Annotated in this window: 13 protein-coding genes, 2 tRNA genes and 3 rRNA genes; 13 read left to right on the forward strand and 5 right to left on the reverse strand. The window is 50.7% G+C overall.

All coding sequences use genetic code 11. The features are described 5' to 3' along the window. Positions 1-38 precede the first annotated feature (38 nt). On the reverse strand, positions 39-1028 hold the full coding sequence (locus LG301_RS07010; RefSeq protein WP_404474615.1) for a cytochrome-c peroxidase: 990 nt from the start codon (positions 1026-1028) through the stop codon (positions 39-41). Positions 1029-1936: 908 nt separating this feature from the next. On the opposite strand from LG301_RS07010, the gene LG301_RS07015 reads away from it, so the two are divergent. The 7 genes from LG301_RS07015 to hrpB all read left to right on the forward strand — a co-directional run bounded on the left by LG301_RS07015 (position 1937) and on the right by hrpB (position 10757). Next, positions 1937-3469: ribosomal RNA gene (locus LG301_RS07015) — 16S ribosomal RNA — on the forward strand. Between the two features lie 86 nt (positions 3470-3555). Further along, positions 3556-3632, forward strand: a tRNA-Ile gene (locus LG301_RS07020). 111 nt (positions 3633-3743) lie between these two features. Further along, positions 3744-3819: transfer RNA gene (locus tag LG301_RS07025), tRNA-Ala, on the forward strand. A gap of 231 nt (positions 3820-4050) precedes the next feature. Further along, positions 4051-6941: ribosomal RNA gene (locus LG301_RS07030) — 23S ribosomal RNA — on the forward strand. Positions 6942-7073: 132 nt separating this feature from the next. Next, positions 7074-7189, forward strand: a 5S ribosomal RNA gene (gene rrf, locus LG301_RS07035). The 16S, 23S and 5S rRNA genes sit together here with 2 tRNA genes alongside, the layout of an rRNA operon. Before the next feature lie 465 nt (positions 7190-7654). Continuing rightward, positions 7655-8314, forward strand: a complete 660-nt coding sequence (locus tag LG301_RS07040; protein ID WP_404474617.1) for a TetR family transcriptional regulator C-terminal domain-containing protein — start codon at positions 7655-7657, stop codon at positions 8312-8314. Between the two features lie 313 nt (positions 8315-8627). After that, complete coding sequence (hrpB, locus tag LG301_RS07045; protein ID WP_404474619.1) at positions 8628-10757, forward strand: ATP-dependent helicase HrpB; 2130 nt, start codon at positions 8628-8630, stop codon at positions 10755-10757. Here hrpB and LG301_RS07050 read toward each other — a convergent pair. The 3 genes from LG301_RS07050 to LG301_RS07060 form a co-directional block, all read right to left on the reverse strand. Next, the gene (locus LG301_RS07050; RefSeq protein WP_404474621.1) at positions 10754-13471 is read right to left on the reverse strand and encodes a cation-translocating P-type ATPase; all 2718 of its coding nucleotides are present in this window, start codon (positions 13469-13471) and stop codon (positions 10754-10756) included. The genes hrpB and LG301_RS07050 overlap by 4 nt on opposite strands. 115 nt (positions 13472-13586) lie before the next feature. Next, positions 13587-13793, reverse strand: coding sequence for a hypothetical protein (locus LG301_RS07055; RefSeq protein WP_404474623.1), 207 nt, complete (start codon positions 13791-13793; stop codon positions 13587-13589). 88 nt (positions 13794-13881) lie between these two features. Continuing rightward, the gene (locus tag LG301_RS07060) at positions 13882-14241 is read right to left on the reverse strand and encodes a hypothetical protein (RefSeq protein ID WP_404474625.1); all 360 of its coding nucleotides are present in this window, start codon (positions 14239-14241) and stop codon (positions 13882-13884) included. A gap of 132 nt (positions 14242-14373) precedes the next feature. Between LG301_RS07060 and LG301_RS07065 the strand changes: the two genes are divergently transcribed. The 5 genes from LG301_RS07065 to LG301_RS07085 all read left to right on the forward strand — a co-directional run bounded on the left by LG301_RS07065 (position 14374) and on the right by LG301_RS07085 (position 18957). Then, entirely contained in the window at positions 14374-14547 is a 174-nt protein-coding gene (locus LG301_RS07065) for a DUF2970 domain-containing protein (RefSeq protein WP_404474627.1), read from the forward strand. A 124-nt stretch (positions 14548-14671) separates the two neighbouring features. After that, a complete protein-coding gene (coxB, locus tag LG301_RS07070; RefSeq protein WP_137094075.1) occupies positions 14672-15787 on the forward strand; it encodes a cytochrome c oxidase subunit II in 1116 nt (371 codons plus the stop codon). A 51-nt stretch (positions 15788-15838) separates the two neighbouring features. Next, positions 15839-17482 carry a cytochrome c oxidase subunit I gene (gene ctaD / locus LG301_RS07075; RefSeq protein WP_273681861.1) on the forward strand — a complete coding sequence of 548 codons (1644 nt, stop codon included), beginning with the start codon at positions 15839-15841 and terminating at the stop codon, positions 17480-17482. 27 nt (positions 17483-17509) lie between these two features. Continuing rightward, on the forward strand, positions 17510-18100 hold the full coding sequence (locus LG301_RS07080; protein WP_404474629.1) for a cytochrome c oxidase assembly protein: 591 nt from the start codon (positions 17510-17512) through the stop codon (positions 18098-18100). Beyond that, on the forward strand, positions 18097-18957 hold the full coding sequence (locus LG301_RS07085) for a cytochrome c oxidase subunit 3 (RefSeq protein ID WP_404474631.1): 861 nt from the start codon (positions 18097-18099) through the stop codon (positions 18955-18957). Before LG301_RS07080 ends, LG301_RS07085 begins: the two co-directional genes overlap by 4 nt. Positions 18958-18960: 3 nt before the next feature. Here LG301_RS07085 and LG301_RS07090 read toward each other — a convergent pair whose 3' ends face one another. After that, on the reverse strand, positions 18961-19152 hold the full coding sequence (locus LG301_RS07090) for a DUF2909 domain-containing protein (protein WP_404474632.1): 192 nt from the start codon (positions 19150-19152) through the stop codon (positions 18961-18963). Here LG301_RS07090 and LG301_RS07095 point away from each other — a divergent pair. Then, the gene (locus tag LG301_RS07095; protein ID WP_404474633.1) at positions 19151-19840 is read left to right on the forward strand and encodes an SURF1 family protein; all 690 of its coding nucleotides are present in this window, start codon (positions 19151-19153) and stop codon (positions 19838-19840) included. The two genes, LG301_RS07090 and LG301_RS07095, sit on opposite strands and share 2 nt — an antisense overlap. Positions 19841-19849 lie beyond the last annotated feature (9 nt).

Below are 19849 nucleotides of genomic sequence, written 5' to 3' on the forward strand. Positions count from 1 at the left end.
CGAGGCCGGCAGCTGTGTCGTTAATGATCTTGTCAGCACTAGGGTAGTGCGGGAATCTCAAAGTCAGGCATTTCACCTGTGAGCGTATGCAAAAACGCAGTGATATCGTTAATCGTAGCATCATCAAATTCGCGGCCTAACATCTCTTCTCCCATAGTGGCGACTGCTTGCTCTAGCGTTTCAGTAGCACCGTTGTTCATATAGGGGTAGGTAACGGCGACGTTTCTAAGCGTAGGTGTTTTAAAACGGTACTTGTCGCTCTCTTCCCCTGTCACTACGTAGCGGCCTAGGTCTGTAGAGCCTGGCACCTGGATTGCATGGAAACGGCTATCCGTCAGCGCTGGTCCACTGTGACAAGCGATACAGCCATTGTTTACAAACGCTGCCATGCCATCCTTTGCTTGATCGCTAATGGCGCTTAGGTCGCCTCGTAAGTAGCGGTCAAACGGCGAATTTGGTGTATTAAGTGTGCGCTGGAAGGATGCAAGCGCTTTGGCTAGGTTGTCGGCACTGATTGGATCTTCGTCGTCAGGATAGGCTTCAGCAAATTTTTCCTGGTAGAAATCAAAGTCCGTTAAGCGTTCCAGTGCCATTTCAAGATCCATCGCCATTTCGACATCGGCTTCGATAGGGCCAAGCGCTTGCCCTTCAAGATCTGGTTCACGGCCATCCCAGAACTGTGCTTCAAAAAAACCACTGTTCAGCACGGTTGGGGTGTTGCGCTCTCCTACCTGTCCATCATGGCCCACTGCACGAGGAATGCGGTCAGCCCAGCCCAGCGCCGGGTTATGGCAAGTAGCGCAGCTAATGACGCCACTAGATGAGATTCGCGGTTCAAAAAACAGCATATTACCCAGCTCAACTTTTTCTTCGCTAAGTGAGTTGCTTTCGGGAATAGGCGGTAAATATGGCAGCGCCTCAAAACGGGCTCGGTAATCCTCAAAGCCGTCTTCTGCAACGACGGTGCTAGTGGATATTAAAGCTGCGCTGGCAATAATGCTGGGCAGAATTTTTTGCGTCATTTTCATGGATGATCCCCCTGCTTGAGTAGCACTCTAAATAGCACTTATATTGGCTAGTCTTACCGCTCGCTAATCTACCCTTAATAAAAGTAGGTGCTTTAATTACTTATTTTCAATCGATTGTAATAGGCGAGTAATAGGACGGCTTGCGCTGGGTCAATGTTTGTCGCAAATATTACTCAAACTTAAGATTTGTTGTGGGCTGGAGGGGGATAGGCAAAGAGACGTGAGATTCCCTGTTTGAAAATGTGATTTCGCTGCTTTAACAGCACGTGAGCGTATGCCGCGTTATCAATATCTACCTGGCCGCAGGCTAGTGAGCGAAGAGTCGGCGAGCCAGGGCGTCAAGACACTCTGATGTCCAAAGGTCATAGTGAATAAGCGGCTTATCTCTCTAAATATATGGATCTTCAAAAACATTATTGAGGAGCAGTGAGTAATTTATGGCAGTGAGTGCACAGCCAAAATCGTTTTTCCGCCTAAGCGTGTTAACAGCGGGACTGTTGTGCCAGGGTTGTCGCTATTTTTTGCAACGATAGCTTTTAGCCCAGCGTTTCGGCTGACGCGCTGGCTGGGGATGATGAAGGCTCGCAGTAGGCTGTGGTCTTTTTACGGCTCGTTGATGCATGGGTTCATCGTCAGTAAAAACGAGTAATAAAAACTGGGCTATGTGCTTGACCAGAGAAAAAATACCGGTATGATATGCACACATCGAACGGCAGCAGCCTTCGAAAGCTCTTTAACAATTTGATCAGGTAATTCATGTGGGCGCTTGCCGATGAGGGTGATAAATCACCAAATATCAAGGCAAGCGGTCATGAGAACGAAAGTTTGAATGAATTCGTTTGAACCTTGAGCCAAGTTTGATGCGCTTTTGTTACCTTCGGGTGACGAGTAAGCATCACAATGATTTTAAACTGAAGAGTTTGATCATGGCTCAGATTGAACGCTGGCGGCAGGCCTAACACATGCAAGTCGAGCGGTAACAGATCTAGCTTGCTAGATGCTGACGAGCGGCGGACGGGTGAGTAATGCATAGGAATCTGCCCGGTAGTGGGGGATAACCTGGGGAAACCCAGGCTAATACCGCATACGTCCTACGGGAGAAAGGGGGCTTCGGCTCCCGCTATTGGATGAGCCTATGTCGGATTAGCTAGTTGGTGAGGTAAAGGCTCACCAAGGCAACGATCCGTAGCTGGTCTGAGAGGATGATCAGCCACATCGGGACTGAGACACGGCCCGAACTCCTACGGGAGGCAGCAGTGGGGAATATTGGACAATGGGCGCAAGCCTGATCCAGCCATGCCGCGTGTGTGAAGAAGGCCCTCGGGTTGTAAAGCACTTTCAGCGAGGAAGAACGCCTAGTGGTTAATACCCATTAGGAAAGACATCACTCGCAGAAGAAGCACCGGCTAACTCCGTGCCAGCAGCCGCGGTAATACGGAGGGTGCAAGCGTTAATCGGAATTACTGGGCGTAAAGCGCGCGTAGGTGGCTTGATAAGCCGGTTGTGAAAGCCCCGGGCTCAACCTGGGAACGGCATCCGGAACTGTCAAGCTAGAGTGCAGGAGAGGAAGGTAGAATTCCCGGTGTAGCGGTGAAATGCGTAGAGATCGGGAGGAATACCAGTGGCGAAGGCGGCCTTCTGGACTGACACTGACACTGAGGTGCGAAAGCGTGGGTAGCAAACAGGATTAGATACCCTGGTAGTCCACGCCGTAAACGATGTCGACCAGCCGTTGGGTGCCTAGCGCACTTTGTGGCGAAGTTAACGCGATAAGTCGACCGCCTGGGGAGTACGGCCGCAAGGTTAAAACTCAAATGAATTGACGGGGGCCCGCACAAGCGGTGGAGCATGTGGTTTAATTCGATGCAACGCGAAGAACCTTACCTACTCTTGACATCCTGCGAACTTGTGAGAGATCACTTGGTGCCTTCGGGAACGCAGAGACAGGTGCTGCATGGCTGTCGTCAGCTCGTGTTGTGAAATGTTGGGTTAAGTCCCGTAACGAGCGCAACCCTTGTCCTTATTTGCCAGCACGTAATGGTGGGAACTCTAAGGAGACTGCCGGTGACAAACCGGAGGAAGGTGGGGACGACGTCAAGTCATCATGGCCCTTACGAGTAGGGCTACACACGTGCTACAATGGCCGGTACAAAGGGTTGCCAACTCGCGAGAGTGAGCTAATCCCGAAAAGCCGGTCTCAGTCCGGATCGGAGTCTGCAACTCGACTCCGTGAAGTCGGAATCGCTAGTAATCGTGAATCAGAATGTCACGGTGAATACGTTCCCGGGCCTTGTACACACCGCCCGTCACACCATGGGAGTGGACTGCACCAGAAGTGGTTAGCCTAACGCAAGAGGGCGATCACCACGGTGTGGTTCATGACTGGGGTGAAGTCGTAACAAGGTAGCCGTAGGGGAACCTGCGGCTGGATCACCTCCTTAAACGATGCATCACTCTCGCGGTAAGCGCTCACAATGAATTACCTGATCAGATAGTAGAGCAAACGGTTTAAGCACGATCCCCTCTTGGGTCTGTAGCTCAGTTGGTTAGAGCGCACCCCTGATAAGGGTGAGGTCGGCAGTTCAAGTCTGCCCAGACCCACCAAATTCCTGTGATACTGCGTTAAAATGCTCCTCGTATAGCAGGCTATACGTTGCTGCATCTTGGCTTTTCTCACAGAAATTAATGGCAAGAGGTAAGGTCAGCAAAAACAATGGGGCCATAGCTCAGCTGGGAGAGCGCCTGCCTTGCACGCAGGAGGTCAGCGGTTCGATCCCGCTTGGCTCCACCATTGTCTTAACGTGAAGTATAATACCCGTTTGTGATTGTTTCGTGACCATTGATAAGCACGACGTTAAACGTCTTCTTATCACTGTTCATTGAACAGCTGCTCTTTAACAATGTATATCATGCTGACATAAACATTTCTTTGAAGTGTTTATACGTAATTGTTTTGTGATACGTCTCAAGCGTATCCGGCAATCGTTATCATTGCGAGATACCAGACTCCTTCGGGTTATAGGGTCAAGCAATGAAGCGCACACGGTGGATGCCTAGGCAGCCAGAGGCGATGAAAGACGTGGTAGCCTGCGATAAGGCTCGGCGAGGTGGCAAACAACCTGTGACCCGGGCATTTCTGAATGGGGAAACCCACTCAGCATAAGCTGAGTATCCTGCACTGAATATATAGGTGTAGGAGGCGAACCAGGGGAACTGAAACATCTAAGTACCCTGAGGAAAAGAAATCAACCGAGATTCCCCTAGTAGCGGCGAGCGAACGGGGAGCAGCCCTTAAGCATGCAACTGATTAGACGAACGTGCTGGGAAGCACGGCCGTAGCGGGTGATAGCCCCGTAGTCGAAAATCTGCGTATGTGAAATCGAGTAGGTCGGGGCACGAGAAACCTTGACTGAAGACGGGGGGACCATCCTCCAAGGCTAAATACTCCTGGCTGACCGATAGTGAACCAGTACCGTGAGGGAAAGGCGAAAAGAACCCCGGAGAGGGGAGTGAAATAGATCCTGAAACCGTGTGCGTACAAGCAGTAGGAGCAGACTTGTTCTGTGACTGCGTACCTTTTGTATAATGGGTCAGCGACTTATATTCAGTGGCGAGGTTAACCGTTTAGGGGAGCCGTAGGGAAACCGAGTCTTAACTGGGCGACACAGTCGCTGGATATAGACCCGAAACCGAGCGATCTATCCATGAGCAGGGTGAAGGTTGAGTAACATCAACTGGAGGCCCGAACCAGGATCTGTTGAAAAAGATTTGGATGACTTGTGGATCGGAGTGAAAGGCTAATCAAGCTCGGAGATAGCTGGTTCTCCTCGAAAGCTATTTAGGTAGCGCCTCACGTATTACCGCCGGGGGTAGAGCACTGTTTCGGCTAGGGGGTCATCCCGACTTACCAACCCGAGGCAAACTCCGAATACCGGCGAGTATGAGCGTGGGAGACACACGGCGGGTGCTAACGTCCGTCGTGAAAAGGGAAACAACCCAGACCGTCAGCTAAGGTCCCCAAATCCTGGTTAAGTGGGAAACGATGTGGGAAGGCTCAGACAGCTAGGAGGTTGGCTTAGAAGCAGCCATCCTTTAAAGAAAGCGTAATAGCTCACTAGTCGAGTCGGCCTGCGCGGAAGATGTAACGGGGCTAAACCAGGTACCGAAGCTACGGGTTCATCCTATGGATGAGCGGTAGAGGAGCGTCGTGTAAGCCGATGAAGGTGAATTGAGAAGTTCGCTGGAGGTATCACGAGTGCGAATGCTGACATGAGTAACGATAAAGGGAGTGAAAAACTCCCTCGCCGGAAGACCAAGGGTTTCTGTTCGACGCTAATCGGAGCAGAGTGAGTCGGCCCCTAAGGCGAGGCCGAAAGGCGTAGTCGATGGGAAACGGGTCAATATTCCCGTACCGGACATGATTGCGATGGGGGGACGGAGAAGGCTAGGTGAGCCAGGCGTTGGTTGTCCTGGTGAAAGTGAGTAGGCCGAGGTGCTAGGAAAATCCGGCACCTTAAAGCCGAGACACGAGATGAACTGACCACGGTCAGGAAGTCACTGATGCCACGCTTCCAGGAAAAGCCTCTAAGCTTCAGATCATGTGCGACCGTACCCCAAACCGACACAGGTGGTCAGGGTGAGAATCCCAAGGCGCTTGAGAGAACTCGGGTGAAGGAACTAGGCAAAATGGTGCCGTAACTTCGGGAGAAGGCACGCCGGCGTAGGGTGATGAGACTTGCTCTCTAAGCCCGAACCGGTCGAAGATACCAGGTGGCTGCAACTGTTTAGTAAAAACACAGCACTCTGCTAACTCGTAAGAGGACGTATAGGGTGTGACGCCTGCCCGGTGCCGGAAGGTTAAATGATGGTGTTAGTCCTCGGACGAAGCTCTTGATTGAAGCCCCGGTAAACGGCGGCCGTAACTATAACGGTCCTAAGGTAGCGAAATTCCTTGTCGGGTAAGTTCCGACCTGCACGAATGGCGTAATGATGGCCACGCTGTCTCCACCCGAGACTCAGTGAAATTGAAATCGCCGTGAAGATGCGGTGTACCCGCGGCTAGACGGAAAGACCCCGTGAACCTTTACTATAGCTTCACACTGGACGCTGATGTTGCCTGTGTAGGATAGCTGGGAGGCTTTGAAACCCGGACGCCAGTTCGGGTGGAGCCAACCTTGAAATACCAGCCTGGCATCATTGGCGTTCTCACTCAGGTCCGTTATCCGGATCGAGGACAGTGTGTGGTGGGTAGTTTGACTGGGGCGGTCTCCTCCCAAAGAGTAACGGAGGAGCACGAAGGTACCCTCAGCACGGTCGGACATCGTGCAATGAGTGCAAGAGCATAAGGGTGCTTGACTGCGAGACAGACACGTCGAGCAGGTGCGAAAGCAGGTTCTAGTGATCCGGTGGTTCTGTATGGAAGGGCCATCGCTCAACGGATAAAAGGTACTCCGGGGATAACAGGCTGATACCGCCCAAGAGTTCACATCGACGGCGGTGTTTGGCACCTCGATGTCGGCTCATCACATCCTGGGGCTGAAGTCGGTCCCAAGGGTATGGCTGTTCGCCATTTAAAGTGGTACGCGAGCTGGGTTTAGAACGTCGTGAGACAGTTCGGTCCCTATCTGCCGTGGGCGTTGGATGTTTGAGAAGAGCTGCTCCTAGTACGAGAGGACCGGAGTGGACGACCCTCTGGTGTTCCGGTTGTCACGCCAGTGGCATTGCCGGGTAGCTATGGTCGGACAGGATAACCGCTGAAAGCATCTAAGCGGGAAGCCCCCTTCAAGATGAGACATCCCCGAGGACTTGATCCTCCTAAAGGGCCCAGCGAGACCAGCTGGTTGATAGGCACGGTGTGGAAGCGCTGCAAGGCGTTGAGCTAACGTGTACTAATGGCCCGTGAGGCTTGACCCTATAACACCCAAGGGGTCTGGTCGCAGTGATAACGAAAACCGGATACGCAGCAGTGAGCCAAAGCGCTTGCTGACAAGAGACGATCACAAAACACGTCAATGACGCCCAGCATGATGTACATTACCCGTTACGCCTGACGACCATAGCGAGCGTGAACCACCTGATCCCTTGCCGAACTCAGCAGTGAAACCGCTTAGCGCCGATGGTAGTGTGGGGTCTCCCCATGCGAGAGTAGGTCATCGTCAGGCACTTATTAAGAAACGCCCCGAGCACAACGTGCTCGGGGCTTTTTATTGCCTAGAAAAAATATCTAACAGTCATAGGATGGTTATTTGTATCTCTAATGCATAACTCTTTGTGTAGTACTATCAAGACGAAATAACTTTTTCTAAGCATTATGTAGTGGTTGATACGTTGAGAATAACTGAGAAGCGGGTAGGTTAAAGAGCAGTTGCGACATAAGAGAAGAACATGCCATTGCAACACCATCTGACGAGAAAGCGTTGCTAAAAAGTATTATCTCCTATGTAGATGTTATCGCTCATTGATTTAAACTCTTCGGTAAGTTGTATGCACCTGATGAAAGTGAGTATTTCTTAAAAACGTGTTCCAGCGCGGCTTTGTAAGTGCTTGGCAGACCGCGTTTCCAATCTGGTGCAGTATGGTGTTTTATCTATGCCAACGATCCTTAAAAAATTTCAGGAGCTATCTCCATGTCGGCTGAGACCGCTAATCACGAAAATGCCAGTCGTGACCGCATTGAGCAAAGCATTTTAAGTGCTGCAGAACAGGTGTTCTCTCAGCACGGTTACCGCGGCGCGAGCCTTCAGGCGATTGCTGATCAAGCAGGTTTGCCCAAAGCCAATATCTTGTACTACATGGGGAGCAAGCAGGCGCTTTATGTACGATTGCTAAATCGTATGATGAGTCGCTGGAATGCAGTTCTTGAAGATATTACCCCTGAAAGCGACCCGGCGCAGGTGTTGAGTGAGTTCATTCGCACAAAAATGCTGCTTGGACAAAGCTATCCTGAAGGTTCAAAACTATTCGCTGCGGAAATTTTGGCCGGCGCCCCTTTTCTAAGTGACTACTTGTCGGGTGAATTAAAAGAGTGGGTAGCTTCACGAGCGGCGATTATTCGCCAGTGGTCGTCACAGGGTAAGATGGATGATGTTGATCCCCGCTGGCTGATATTTCTGATTTGGTCATCTACCCAGCATTACACAGAATATAGTGCTCAAGTAAGCGGTATATTAGGACAACATGCACTTAGTGAAGCGGATATTGAGTCGATTTCTCAGTTTTTAGAGCAGGTTATTTTAAAAGGTTGTGGCATTCGGCAATCACCCTCGTCTAGCAATATCCCCGTGTAATGATCATGTCTACCTTGCCTATTGAGCCTCACCTAGCCTCTGTGCAGCTCGCATTAGAGGATTGCAACCGACTAATTTTGGTTGCTCAGCCGGGAGCGGGTAAAACTACTTGTGTACCAGTAACGCTACTTAGCAGCCCGTGGGCGCAGGGTCAAAAGCTTTTGTTGCTAGAACCACGACGTGTTGCGGCGCGGTTAGCAGCAAGCTATATGGCAGAACAGCTTAATGAGTCGGTCGGCCAGACGATTGGTTATCGCATGCGCGGTGACAGTAAAGTGAGTACACAAACCCGCTTAGAAGTGGTTACTCACGCATGTTGCAGGATGACCCGCTCCTTGAAGGTGTGGCGGGCATTATTTTTGATGAGTTTCACGAGCGCAGTCTTGAAGCAGATCTTGGCCTAACGTTTGCGCTGGATATACAGCAAAGCATTCGCGAAGACCTGCGGCTGATTGTGATGTCTGCGACGCTGGATGTCGTTGCTTTAAAAAACGTGTTGGGATACGACACTCCTGTCATTGAGAGCAGCGGGCGAGAATTCCCTGTTGACACGCAGTATCGACCTAAACGTGACAGCGAGTCGTTAGAAATGGCCGCGTATCGAGTAGTCAATGAAGCCCTGGCGTTGGCTGATACCCGCGATGTGTTGGTGATCTTACCTGGCGTGGCTGAGATTGTTCGGTTAGTGCAGGCGCTGGAGAGCGGCATAGCTGATATTGAGGTTCGTGCATTACATGGCCGAATGCCCATTGAGGCGCAGAAAGCTGCTTTGCAGCCCCATGCCATATGCCAGCGTGTGATTGTGTCCACCGCTATTGCAGAATCTAGTGTGACCGTAAACGGGGTCAATGTAGTAATCGATGCTGGTCTAGAGCGAGTACCGCTGTTTGAGCCGCGCACAGGGCTTACCCGTTTAACTACACGGCGTGTCAATCGCGCCAGCGCTGACCAGCGCAGAGGAAGGGCTGGACGGCAGCAGCCAGGCATATGTTTTCGGCTATGGCCAAAAGAACAGCCGCTGGTTGCCTATGGTGAGCCAGAAATAGCCCAGGCCGATTTATCGAGACTGGTACTTGAAGTTGCGATCTGGGGCGTTCAGTCACCGGATGCGCTGGCATGGGTGACTCCGCCGCCAAAGGGCGCTTGGCAAAGTGGCCAGGCGCTGCTTGAACAGCTGGGCATCATTGACTCTACAGCCAAGCTTACGCCGCTGGGTACGCAGAGTGCACGATGGCCGGTTGAGCCGCGATCAGCCGTTATGTTGGAAAAATCTTCTTTACTCAATGCGCTGCCATTAGCCTGTGGAGTGGCAGCATTATTAGAGAGTAGAGAGCGTGTAAATGGCCCTTTACAAGAGGCTTTAGCACCGCGATTTGCACAGCCTTCGCGTTACCCTCAGTGGCAAAAGGAGGCTGAACGTTTGGTTAGAGTCGCAGGAACGACGTTACCTCGTAATGTTAGCTATGAGGCTCTGGGCACGTTACTGGCACTGGCTTATCCGGATCGCGTCGGTCAACTTATAACACTCGGCCGGTTTAAATTGGCGAATGGAAAAACAGCCACGTTGCCAAGCGGCCATTCTCTGGCAAACGCCTCTTACCTTGTAGCAGTGAGCCTTGAAAGTGCTTCTAGCGAGGCTGCTATTTACTTGGCAGAGTCGATGACATTAGCAACATTGACTCATTTTTTCCCAGGCACACAACGGTGGATGGAACGGATCTATTGGTCAGAATCCCAACGCAGGCTTGTTGGCGAAACCGTTCAGTGCCATGGAGAGCTGGTGTTAGCCTCTCGTCCACTTACAGAGCTTCCCGCGGAGGCTGTTCAGCGCGCTTTGTTCATAGAGCTGAAACAACGTCCAGAGATAGTGTTCACAAAAGAGGTGAAGCAGCTGCAGGGCCGCATGGCGCTGCTCCATCGTCTTTTTCCAAATCAGTGGCCAGACTGGTCAGATGAAGCGTTGATGAGTGCGCTAGATACATGGCTCTCACCTTATCTAGTGGGTATGGTGCGCATGAGCCAGCTAGAAAAAATGCCTTTTCATACGCATTTATGGGCATCGTTGACATGGGAAGAGCAGGCTGCTTTTGATCAATTAGCGCCTAAGTCGCTGCCTGTGCCTAGTGGCCGTCAGGTAAGGCTTGATTACGCCCCCTGCCTAGATGACTGCCCGCCAGTACTAGCGCTTAAGCTGCAAGAAGCGTTTGGATGGCAAGACTCTCCTACTGTTGCCAGAGGATATGTTGTAGTGCTCGTCTATCTTCTTTCGCCAGCAAAAAGACCGCTACAAGTGACTCAAGATTTGCGCAGTTTTTGGCTGAATGGCTACCCAGAGGTGCGTAAGGAGATGCGTGGCCGGTATCCGAAGCACCCTTGGCCGAATGATCCGCTAGCTGCAAACGCCACTGCCAAGACAAAGCAGGGCAGTGGCTCAACGCATTAACGCAAGCGGCGCCATACCGCCTTTTCTATTTCAACTAATGCATAGATGACGAGACTTAACAGCAAAATAGCTAACCAATGTTGCAGATGTAAGGCTTCGCTGGCAAAAATAGCCTGCATTACTGACCAGTAGGTGAATGCCAGCTGCAGAAGCATAATAGCGCCAATCGCCGACCAAACCATGCGGCTACTAAAAATGCCGTGGAAGGAGAGCGTGCTGTTAATCAAAAAGCGGCTATTAATTAAATAGGCAGCGCTACCAACCACCAGCATATTGACGGCGGCCGTGCGCGCTAATTCAATGCTTTCTTCCTGGGCTAAAATCCAGCTAAAAACGCTGAAGACACCGCCCAGCAGCAGCAATGAGACAAAGATGACTCGCCACAGTAGAAACATATCGAGTAGCGCCGCTTTTGGGTCTCGCGGTTGGCGCTGCATCAGGTCTTGCTCACTCTCTTCGAAGGCAAGAGCTAAGCCGAGGGTAGTAGCGACCACCATGTTGACCCAGAGCGCTTGAAGCGGTGTGATCGGCAGGTTAGTACCCGCCAGCACCGCCACCATGATGGCTAAGCCTTGCGCACCATTGGTAGGCAAGATGAACGTGATCGTTTTACGAATGTTGTCGTAGACTTTTCTGCCTTCCGCAATCGCATTCACAATCGTGGCAAAGTTATCGTCTGCGAGCACCATTTCCGAGGCATCTTTCGCAGCCTCTGTGCCTTGAATGCCCATTGCCACGCCGACATCAGCACGCTTAAGCGCTGGGCCATCATTGACCCCATCCCCTGTCATCGCGCATATACCGCCTTTTGCCTGCATAGCTTTAACCAGCCTTAACTTGTGTTCAGGCGAAGCGCGGGCAAATACGTCGACATCCGTAATTATTTCTTCAAGCTGCGAATCACTCATGGCTTCGATTTCGCGACCGGTAACAACACGCCCTGTCTGTGAAAAACCTAGTTGCTTCGCGATGGAAAGTGCAGTGGCAGCATGGTCTCCGGTAATCATGACAGGACGAATGCCGGCTCGCAGACACTCTCTTACCGCGTTGATAGCCTCTTCCCGCGGTGGGTCGAGTAAGCCGATGATGCCTAAAAAGGTGAGGTCCTGCTGAATGTGTTGATGATCAAGCGACGGTGAGTCGACTGACGCCTTCTCTGCGATGGCTAGAACTCTCAATCCCTGGGAGGAGAGTTCTTCAATCCGCTCTTCCCACTGTCGGCGATCGATAGGTGTTAGCCCTTCTTGGCTCAACGTATGGCTCGACATTTCAAGTAGCCGATCTGGAGCGCCTTTCACTAAGACTCTATGACTACCATCAAGCTCGTTCACCGTTGCCATGTATTTATGTTCAGACTCGAAAGGAATCGCATCAAGCCGTGGGTGGCGCTCGCGAAGAGGTTGAATTTCCAACCCTGCTTTAGCAGCAGCCACAATAAGAGCTCCTTCCGTTGGGTCGCCGACAACATAGTGCGCATCGCCACTTTGGGAAAGTTCTGCGTCATTGCAAAGTGAAGCTACCGTTAGAAAGTGGCTTAATGCTGGATGATCTTCAGTAACAATAGAGGAGGGCTGTGACTGAGAGTCAGCCGCTATTGGCCGAATGTTGCCTTCGGGGGTAAAGCCGGTACCCTCAATGGCGTATTGAGCGTCACCTACCCAAATAGCCGTGGCTGTCATCTCGTTGCGAGTGAGTGTGCCGGTTTTATCGGAAAAAATAGTCGAAATTGAACCAAGGGTTTCAACCGCTGGAAGGCGCCGAATAATTGCTTTTCGTTTCGCCATGCGCTGAACGCCGAGAGCGAGACTAATCGTCACAATGGCGGGTAAACCTTCTGGTATGGCAGCTACCGCCAAGCCCACTGCAGCCATAAACATTTCATCGAGAGGTTGGTTGTGAACAAAACTTCCCACGGCTGCAGTAAGTGCAGCGGCGCCTAATATAAAAAATGCGAGCATGCTACCCGCACGATCCAGCTGGCGCAGCAACGGCGTTTTAAGTTGCTCAACACCGCGGACTAGCTCGGAAATCTTACCAATTTCTGTCTGGGTTCCTGTTGCGACGACTAACCCTTTTGCAGTGCCTTGAACCACAATGGTGCTTGCATAAGCCATTGAGCTACGTTCGGCCAAATCGGCGTTGGCAGACACGGGAAGGATATGTTTATCAACCGGTATTGACTCGCCAGTGAGCGCTGCCTCATCAGTGCAAAAACGCTTCACTTCTATCAACCTGAGATCAGCAGGCACGCGATCGCCGCTCTCAATCAGTACCACATCACCAGGAACGACTGTTTCTGCGTCGACAACCGTTCGCTGCCCATTGCGTAGCACTGTGGCTTGGGGGGAAAGCATATTGCGTATGCTTTGAATGGCCTGCTCAGCTTTACCTTCTTGAATGAATCCAATTAACGCAATGATCACTACCACCCCAAGGATGGCAGCGGCATCCAAATGATGCCCCAGCAGAGCACTGGCAGTTGCTGCGACAATCAGGATAAGCATAAGGATGTTATTAAATTGATCTACAAAGCGCCGGTACCAGGGCCGCGCCTGTTCTTGCTGAAGCCTATTAGGGCCATGGGTTTTCAGCCGCGATTCAGCTTCTTGGCTGGATAAGCCGGCTGTGCTTGATTGTAGTGATGATATCGCTTCGTCTGCACCAGTGCTGTGCCATGCAGCAGTGGTTTCATTCGTCAGTGGTGTTTTGGCCATTCCGTGCCCCCGGTGATGTGTCAATACAAGCTACAGTATAAGGAAAGATATGCTGCAGTGCAGTGACTGAGGGCAAGGCTTACGTGTGATGGTGGAAGGCTAGATAAACGAAACGTTATTCAGGGATATCGCCTGGTAGACGATAGCGAACGCCCTCTGCCTGTCTCTCTTCATAGCGCTGGTTGTCGTCCTCTGGAACGACACCCAGCACAGTTTCTTGCGAGCCGTCTGGCCACGTATAAGTGGTGCAGGCTGTTAAAGGCAACAACAACCCTAAAGTGATAAAAGGAATAGACATACGAAATTTACGACACTTGGGCATAGTTGGCTCCATAACCTGAGGTTGCTGCTGCGTGTTGAAGTAAACAGTGAGCGGCACTATAGGGCGCAACGTGCGTAATTGTAAATTGCTAGATCTCCTCCCATAGGCAGCGGCGAAACTCATGGGAAAGTTGTGAAACGTTTGTTAGTCGTTCCATGTTGGCATCGGTGAGCGTCTTAACCATCTCATGGTAGTGTTCCGTTAGCTCCGCCGCATTACATTGGTGCGGATTGTCGGTCAGACAAAGCGTTAGTTTTTCACTACTTTTAGCGAGAGCTTGAAAGAGTTGCGCCTCCATCTGCATCGTCTGAGTCACGTTTTCTAGCCAGGCGATTTGAAGCCGGATCATGGGCATTGCGCTTAAAAGACAGTATTGATGCCACCAAGCCTGCATGGGCTGTGTACTGTCCATCCATGGCATGGACGGGGTTGTATCGTTAGTCGCCATAGTGAGCTCCTTTTTTAATCGTGGAAACTGAGCGGCATAATTTTTGAAAGTTGCCTACCTTGAACTATAGCTAACTGCAGCATAATCGTGCCGTTTTCGAAACGAAATTCATCCCTTCGCAGGAGATACTCTATGTGGTCGGTTATCAAATCGATTCTAGCTGCACTCATTGGCGTCCAGAGTGATTCCCAGCGCCAAAAAGACTTCACCAGCAAGAAGCCTATCGCCTTTATTGTGGCGGCCATCGCCGTAACCCTAATTTTTGTATTGGCGCTCGTGGCCGTAGCTAATATGGCGGCACAATGAAAGCGTTGACAGCTTTTGCACGGTAGCCCGTGACGTATCGCACATGTTTTCTATACTGAGTCTTATCACATCATCTCACCCCAATTAAAAACGCATAAATAACAACAATAATAAGGAGGTAACGATGCACTCACCCTGGCGATGGCTGTTGCCCCTAGGTTCAATGTCCAGTACTGCCCTAGCGCAAACTAGCGGGTGGAATATGCCCGTTGGTGTGACGGAGATTAGTCAAGAGATTTACGGGCTGCACATGACCATTTTTTGGATATGTGTGGTCATTGGACTAATCGTGTTTGGAGTGATGTTCTACTCCTTGTTCCGTTACCGGAACTCACAAGGCGCTAAATCGGCGCATTTTCACGAAAACACCAAAGTAGAAGTGCTTTGGACAGCCATACCAGTGTTGATTCTAGTCGGCATGGCAGTACCCGCCACGGCGACGTTAAAAAATATGTATGACGCCTCTGAGGCTGAACTGGATGTCATGATCATCGGCCAGCAATGGCGTTGGCGCTATGAGTATCTCGGTGAGGAGGTGGCGTTTAACTCCAGTATGAGTACGCCTTGGGAGCAAATTGATGGAGACTCAACCCGTGATGAGCACTATTTACTTGATGTAGATGAGCCGCTGGTACTTCCCATTAACCGAAAAGTACGATTTCTCATGACCTCGGATGACGTTATTCACTCATGGTGGGTACCGGAGCTTGCCGTCAAGCAGGATACAATTCCTGGCTTTATTAATGAGAATTGGGTGCAAATTAATGAGCCGGGCATTTACCGAGGCCAATGTGCGGAACTGTGTGGGGTCAACCATGGCTTTATGCCGATCGTGGTGCACGCTGTAGAGGAGGAAGAGTTTGAGACATGGCTAACGGAGCGCAAAGAGGCAGCAGAGCAAGAAGCGATGGGGGTGGATCGGGAGTGGGAGTTTGATGAGCTAATGGCGCGAGGAGAGCCTGTGTATCGCGCTATATGTGCCTCATGCCATCAGGCCGACGGCCAAGGCACACCGCCTGCCTTCCCGGCGCTTGCCAATAATGAGCAGTTAGTTAATGACTTAGACTGGCATATTGACCGTATTTTGAACGGTGTGTCGGGCGCTGCTATGCCAGCATTTCGCAATACGCTAAATCCCGTGGAGATTGCTGCTGTAGTTACCTACACGCGGAATGCGTGGGGTAATGACACGGGGGATGTGATTCAGCCTGCATCCATTGCAGAAAGGCTGGTTGATTAAAGGCATGCGGGTTAATCGGATATCACAACAATAAAGTAGGCGGAGAGATTTATGGCGCCCAAACTACCTCCTCAACACTCATTGCAGCATAGCTCTACCACAGCGGCAGATGGACAGGCTTCTCATCCAAATCACACGGCCCCGAGTGGGATAATGCGTTGGCTACTTACGACTAATCACAAAGAGATTGGCTCTTTGTATCTTATCTTTTCATTAACCATGTTTTTTATTGGGGGTATCTTTGCGCTTGTGGTTCGAGCAGAATTATTCCAGCCTGGCTTGCAGCTGGTAGAGCCTGAGTTTTTCAACCAAATGACCACGATGCATGGATTAATCATGGTCTTTGCCGCAGTAATGCCTGCGTTTACTGGTTTGGCTAATTGGATGATTCCCCTGCAAATTGGCGCACCAGACATGGCACTTCCTCGGCTAAACAACTTTAGCTTCTGGCTGCTGCCCATTGCGTTTACGCTGCTACTTTCCACGCTTTTGATGCCGGGAGGGGGGCCAAATTTTGGCTGGACGTTCTATGCACCGCTATCAACGACTTATGCTCCGCCTTCAACTACCTTTTTTATTCTAGCCCTCCACATCGCGGGTATTAGCTCCATCTTAGGTGCTATTAACATTATCGCGACCATCCTCAATATGCGTGCGCCTGGGATGCGCATGATGGATATGCCGCTGTTTGTTTGGACCTGGCTAATCACGGCTTTCTTACTGATTGCGGTCATGCCCGTTCTAGCCGGGGTCATTACCATGATGTTAATGGATATCAACTTTGGTACTAGTTTCTTCGATGCAGCAGGAGGAGGAGATCCAGTCCTGTTTCAGCATCTTTTTTGGTTTTTTGGGCATCCCGAAGTTTACATCATGATACTGCCTGCGTTCGGGATTGTGTCTGCCATCATTCCGACGTTTGCTCGTAAACGCCTGTTTGGCTATGCCTCCATGGTCTATGCCACGGCTGCCATTGCGCTACTGTCGTTTTTAGTGTGGGCGCACCATATGTTTGTGGTTGGCTTGCCATTAGCCGCTGAGCTGTTTTTCATGTACTCCACAATGCTGATTGCAGTGCCAACAGGGGTCAAAGTCTTTAATTGGATCACCACACTGTTTCGAGGCTCAATCAGTTTTGAGCCGCCCATGCTGTTTGCACTGGCCTTTGTCGTTCTATTCACTATCGGTGGCTTCTCGGGGCTTATGTTGGCGATTGCTCCTGCCGACTTTCAATACCACGATACTTACTTTGTGGTAGCTCATTTCCACTATGTGCTAGTGCCAGGAGCCATCTTTGCCATTATGGCCGGGGTTTATTACTGGTTACCCAAATGGACGGGGCATTACCCTCACGAGCGGTTAGCGCAGTGTCATTTCTGGTGTTCGATCGTGGGCGTGAACCTGACGTTTTTCCCCATGCATTTTGCTGGTCTTGCCGGAATGCCACGTCGTATCCCCGATTATGCGCTCCAGTTCGCAGACTTTAACCTCGTTTCAAGCATTGGTGCCTTTTTCTTCGGGGTTTCGCAGCTCATTTTTGTGCTGGTGGTGGTGCTGTGTGTCCGAGGGGGTAAAAAAGCGCCTGCTAAGGCATGGGAGGGCGCAGAAGATCTTGAGTGGAGTGTCCCTAGTCCGGCGCCATTGCATACCTTCGAAACGCCTCCCGTGTTTCACCGTGCACAACACGGCGAATAATGCCTCATATAAGGCAAGGGGAGTGATATGTCTGAATATGAAGTCGTCAGGGACGCGGGTGTGCGGCGCACCGTCATTCGATCGCTTGCGGTGTTAATGGGTATGTTTGCATTTGCGTTTGCACTTGTACCTCTTTATGACGTGTTCTGTCGTGTTACAGGGATTAACGGCAAGGTAGATACCACTGCTCAAGCTATCATCCACGAGGAGGTTGATCAGTCGCGCTATATCACGGTGCAGTTTATTACTCGGGGCAGTGCTGGCTTACCCTGGCAAATGAGCGTCGCAACGCGTCAAATGCGCGTACATCCTGGGCAAACCGCTGAAGTAGACTTTACTTTTTCTAATAATAGCGCTGAAGAAAGCTGGGGAAGAGCCATTCCAAGTGTCTCACCCTCAAATGCGACTACCCACTTACGAAAAGTTAGCTGTTTCTGTTTCCAAGAGCAGCAGCTACAGGGGGGGGAGCGTTTAACCATTCCGCTGGTGTTTCAGTTGGCGCGTGATTTACCGGAGGATATTAACACTATCACGCTGGTATATACCCTGTATCCAGTGCATAACATGGCATTGGATTCCTCAATGAATAACAACAATAGCGTGGGGGATAAGATATGAGCGGCGGCAGCTACTATGTTCCGGCAACTAGCAAATGGCCCGTTCTAGGCTCTTTAGCATTGGGTGTCATGATGGTTGGGGCGGGCTCCCAGCTAGTTTATAGCACTGGTACGTCTTTGATGCTGATAGGCGTAATTGGTGTTGTCGCAGTGATGGGGCTCTGGTTCAGAGATGTGATTCACGAATCTATGAGTGGGTTGTACGATACACAGATGGATCGCTCATTCAGGTGGGGAATGGGGTGGTTCATCTTCTCTGAACTGATGTTTTTTGCGGCCTTCTTTGGTGCGCTATTTTACGTTAGGTCATTCGCTATCCCTTGGTTGGGAGGGGAAGGTGCAAAAGGTGTTTCTGCGCTGCTATGGCCAGAGTTTGTCTCTCATTGGCCTCTTCTTAACCCGCCCGATTCTTCGGTATTAGGCCCCGACCAAGTCTTTAGTCCCTGGCAGTTGCCGCTTGTTAATACACTGATACTTATCACTTCAAGCATCACGTTAACGGTGGCGCATGAAGCGTTAAAGCTTGGTGAGCGTATTACCTGTCGAAACTGGCTTGCAGGCACGGTCTTGTTGGGATGCTGTTTTATCGTCATCCAAGGGGTCGAGTATTACGAAGCCTATTATCACTATGGTATTACGCTAGAAGCCGGTATTTTCGGCGCGACTTTCTTTATTCTGACGGGCTTTCATGGCTTGCATGTCATTATCGGCACGATCATCTTAGTCTGTATTCTCGTCCGAATATGTAAAGGCCATTTTGCTAACGATCATCATTTTGGTTTCGAAGCGTCATGCTGGTATTGGCATTTTGTAGACGTGATATGGGTTGGGCTGTTTATTTTTGTTTACGTTTTGTAGTCGTTAGCCCAGTTCACCTGACCAAAAACCGAATACCAACATTGCCATAAGAATGCATGCCAGGGCAACGCGCCACTTCAGTGAAATCAGCAATCGTTTTGAAGTGGCATCGTCTCGCAGTAAAAAACCGGCACCTGCCGCAAGGCTAATCACCATGGCGATAAACACTAGGGCAATAAGAAATTGTAACCACATGATATCTACCTCAGTCTGGTTAAGGCGCTTCTACGCATGGGGTGTTTTTTGGGGGTTATTAGTCACATTAGGCCTTTTTTTAGGACTATGGCAGTGGGAGCGGGCTAATGACAAGCGTGTTTTGTTGGCTGCTCGTGCAGCAGCTCCTGCGTTAACAGCGCCCCAAGAGATGCCGCAGGATGGCGCAATGGTGCGATTAGCAGGAGAGTATCTTCCGCAGCATACGCTTTTTTTAGACAACCGTGTCTTAGAGCGTCGTCTGGGGGTAGCTGTGCTTACGCCTTTCCGTGACATACATGGGCAGCTTTGGTTAATACAGCGTGGTTTTATGGAAACAGGTCCAGACCGCAGCGCTCCTCATGCCCAAACGCCTGGTGGCAATGTTGAAATATTGGGTGAATGGCAAACCGCTCGTCCTGGTGGGCCGTTATATGGAGATAATCAAGAAGGCATTCGTCTACAGCAAATGAGCTTGGCACCGTGGGAAAAGACGCTAGCGCCATTTAGTTATCAGGGATGGTTACATGCTGTGGAAGGAGAAGGTGTTTTTTTACCTTGGTGGAAGGCTAATGTTATGCCTCCCAGTCGGCACGTTGGCTACGCTTTTCAGTGGTGGGGATTAACATTGGCAGCGTTCGTTGTGATGTTATTAGGCGGCTATCGTATGCGCAAAGATCGCTTACAATAATAAGAGGAT

Origin of the sequence: Vreelandella venusta (assembly GCF_044809155.1) — a bacterium.
GTDB classification, from domain to species: Bacteria; Pseudomonadota; Gammaproteobacteria; order Pseudomonadales; family Halomonadaceae; genus Vreelandella; species Vreelandella venusta_B.

Coding starts and splice junctions, on each gene's coding strand:
- LG301_RS07065 (WP_404474627.1), top strand. CDS start 14,374: ATGTGGTCGGTTATCAAATCGATTCTAGCTGCACTCATTGGCGTCCAG.
- LG301_RS07055 (WP_404474623.1), bottom strand. CDS start 13,793: ATGCCCAAGTGTCGTAAATTTCGTATGTCTATTCCTTTTATCACTTTA.
- LG301_RS07060 (WP_404474625.1), bottom strand. CDS start 14,241: ATGGCGACTAACGATACAACCCCGTCCATGCCATGGATGGACAGTACA.
- LG301_RS07040 (WP_404474617.1), top strand. CDS start 7,655: ATGTCGGCTGAGACCGCTAATCACGAAAATGCCAGTCGTGACCGCATT.
- LG301_RS07085 (WP_404474631.1), top strand. CDS start 18,097: ATGAGCGGCGGCAGCTACTATGTTCCGGCAACTAGCAAATGGCCCGTT.
- LG301_RS07010 (WP_404474615.1), bottom strand. CDS start 1,028: ATGAAAATGACGCAAAAAATTCTGCCCAGCATTATTGCCAGCGCAGCT.
- LG301_RS07090 (WP_404474632.1), bottom strand. CDS start 19,152: ATGTGGTTACAATTTCTTATTGCCCTAGTGTTTATCGCCATGGTGATT.
- LG301_RS07080 (WP_404474629.1), top strand. CDS start 17,510: ATGTCTGAATATGAAGTCGTCAGGGACGCGGGTGTGCGGCGCACCGTC.
- coxB (WP_137094075.1), top strand. CDS start 14,672: ATGCACTCACCCTGGCGATGGCTGTTGCCCCTAGGTTCAATGTCCAGT.
- ctaD (WP_273681861.1), top strand. CDS start 15,839: ATGGCGCCCAAACTACCTCCTCAACACTCATTGCAGCATAGCTCTACC.
- LG301_RS07095 (WP_404474633.1), top strand. CDS start 19,151: ATGATATCTACCTCAGTCTGGTTAAGGCGCTTCTACGCATGGGGTGTT.
- hrpB (WP_404474619.1), top strand. CDS start 8,628: ATGTTGCAGGATGACCCGCTCCTTGAAGGTGTGGCGGGCATTATTTTT.
- LG301_RS07050 (WP_404474621.1), bottom strand. CDS start 13,471: ATGGCCAAAACACCACTGACGAATGAAACCACTGCTGCATGGCACAGC.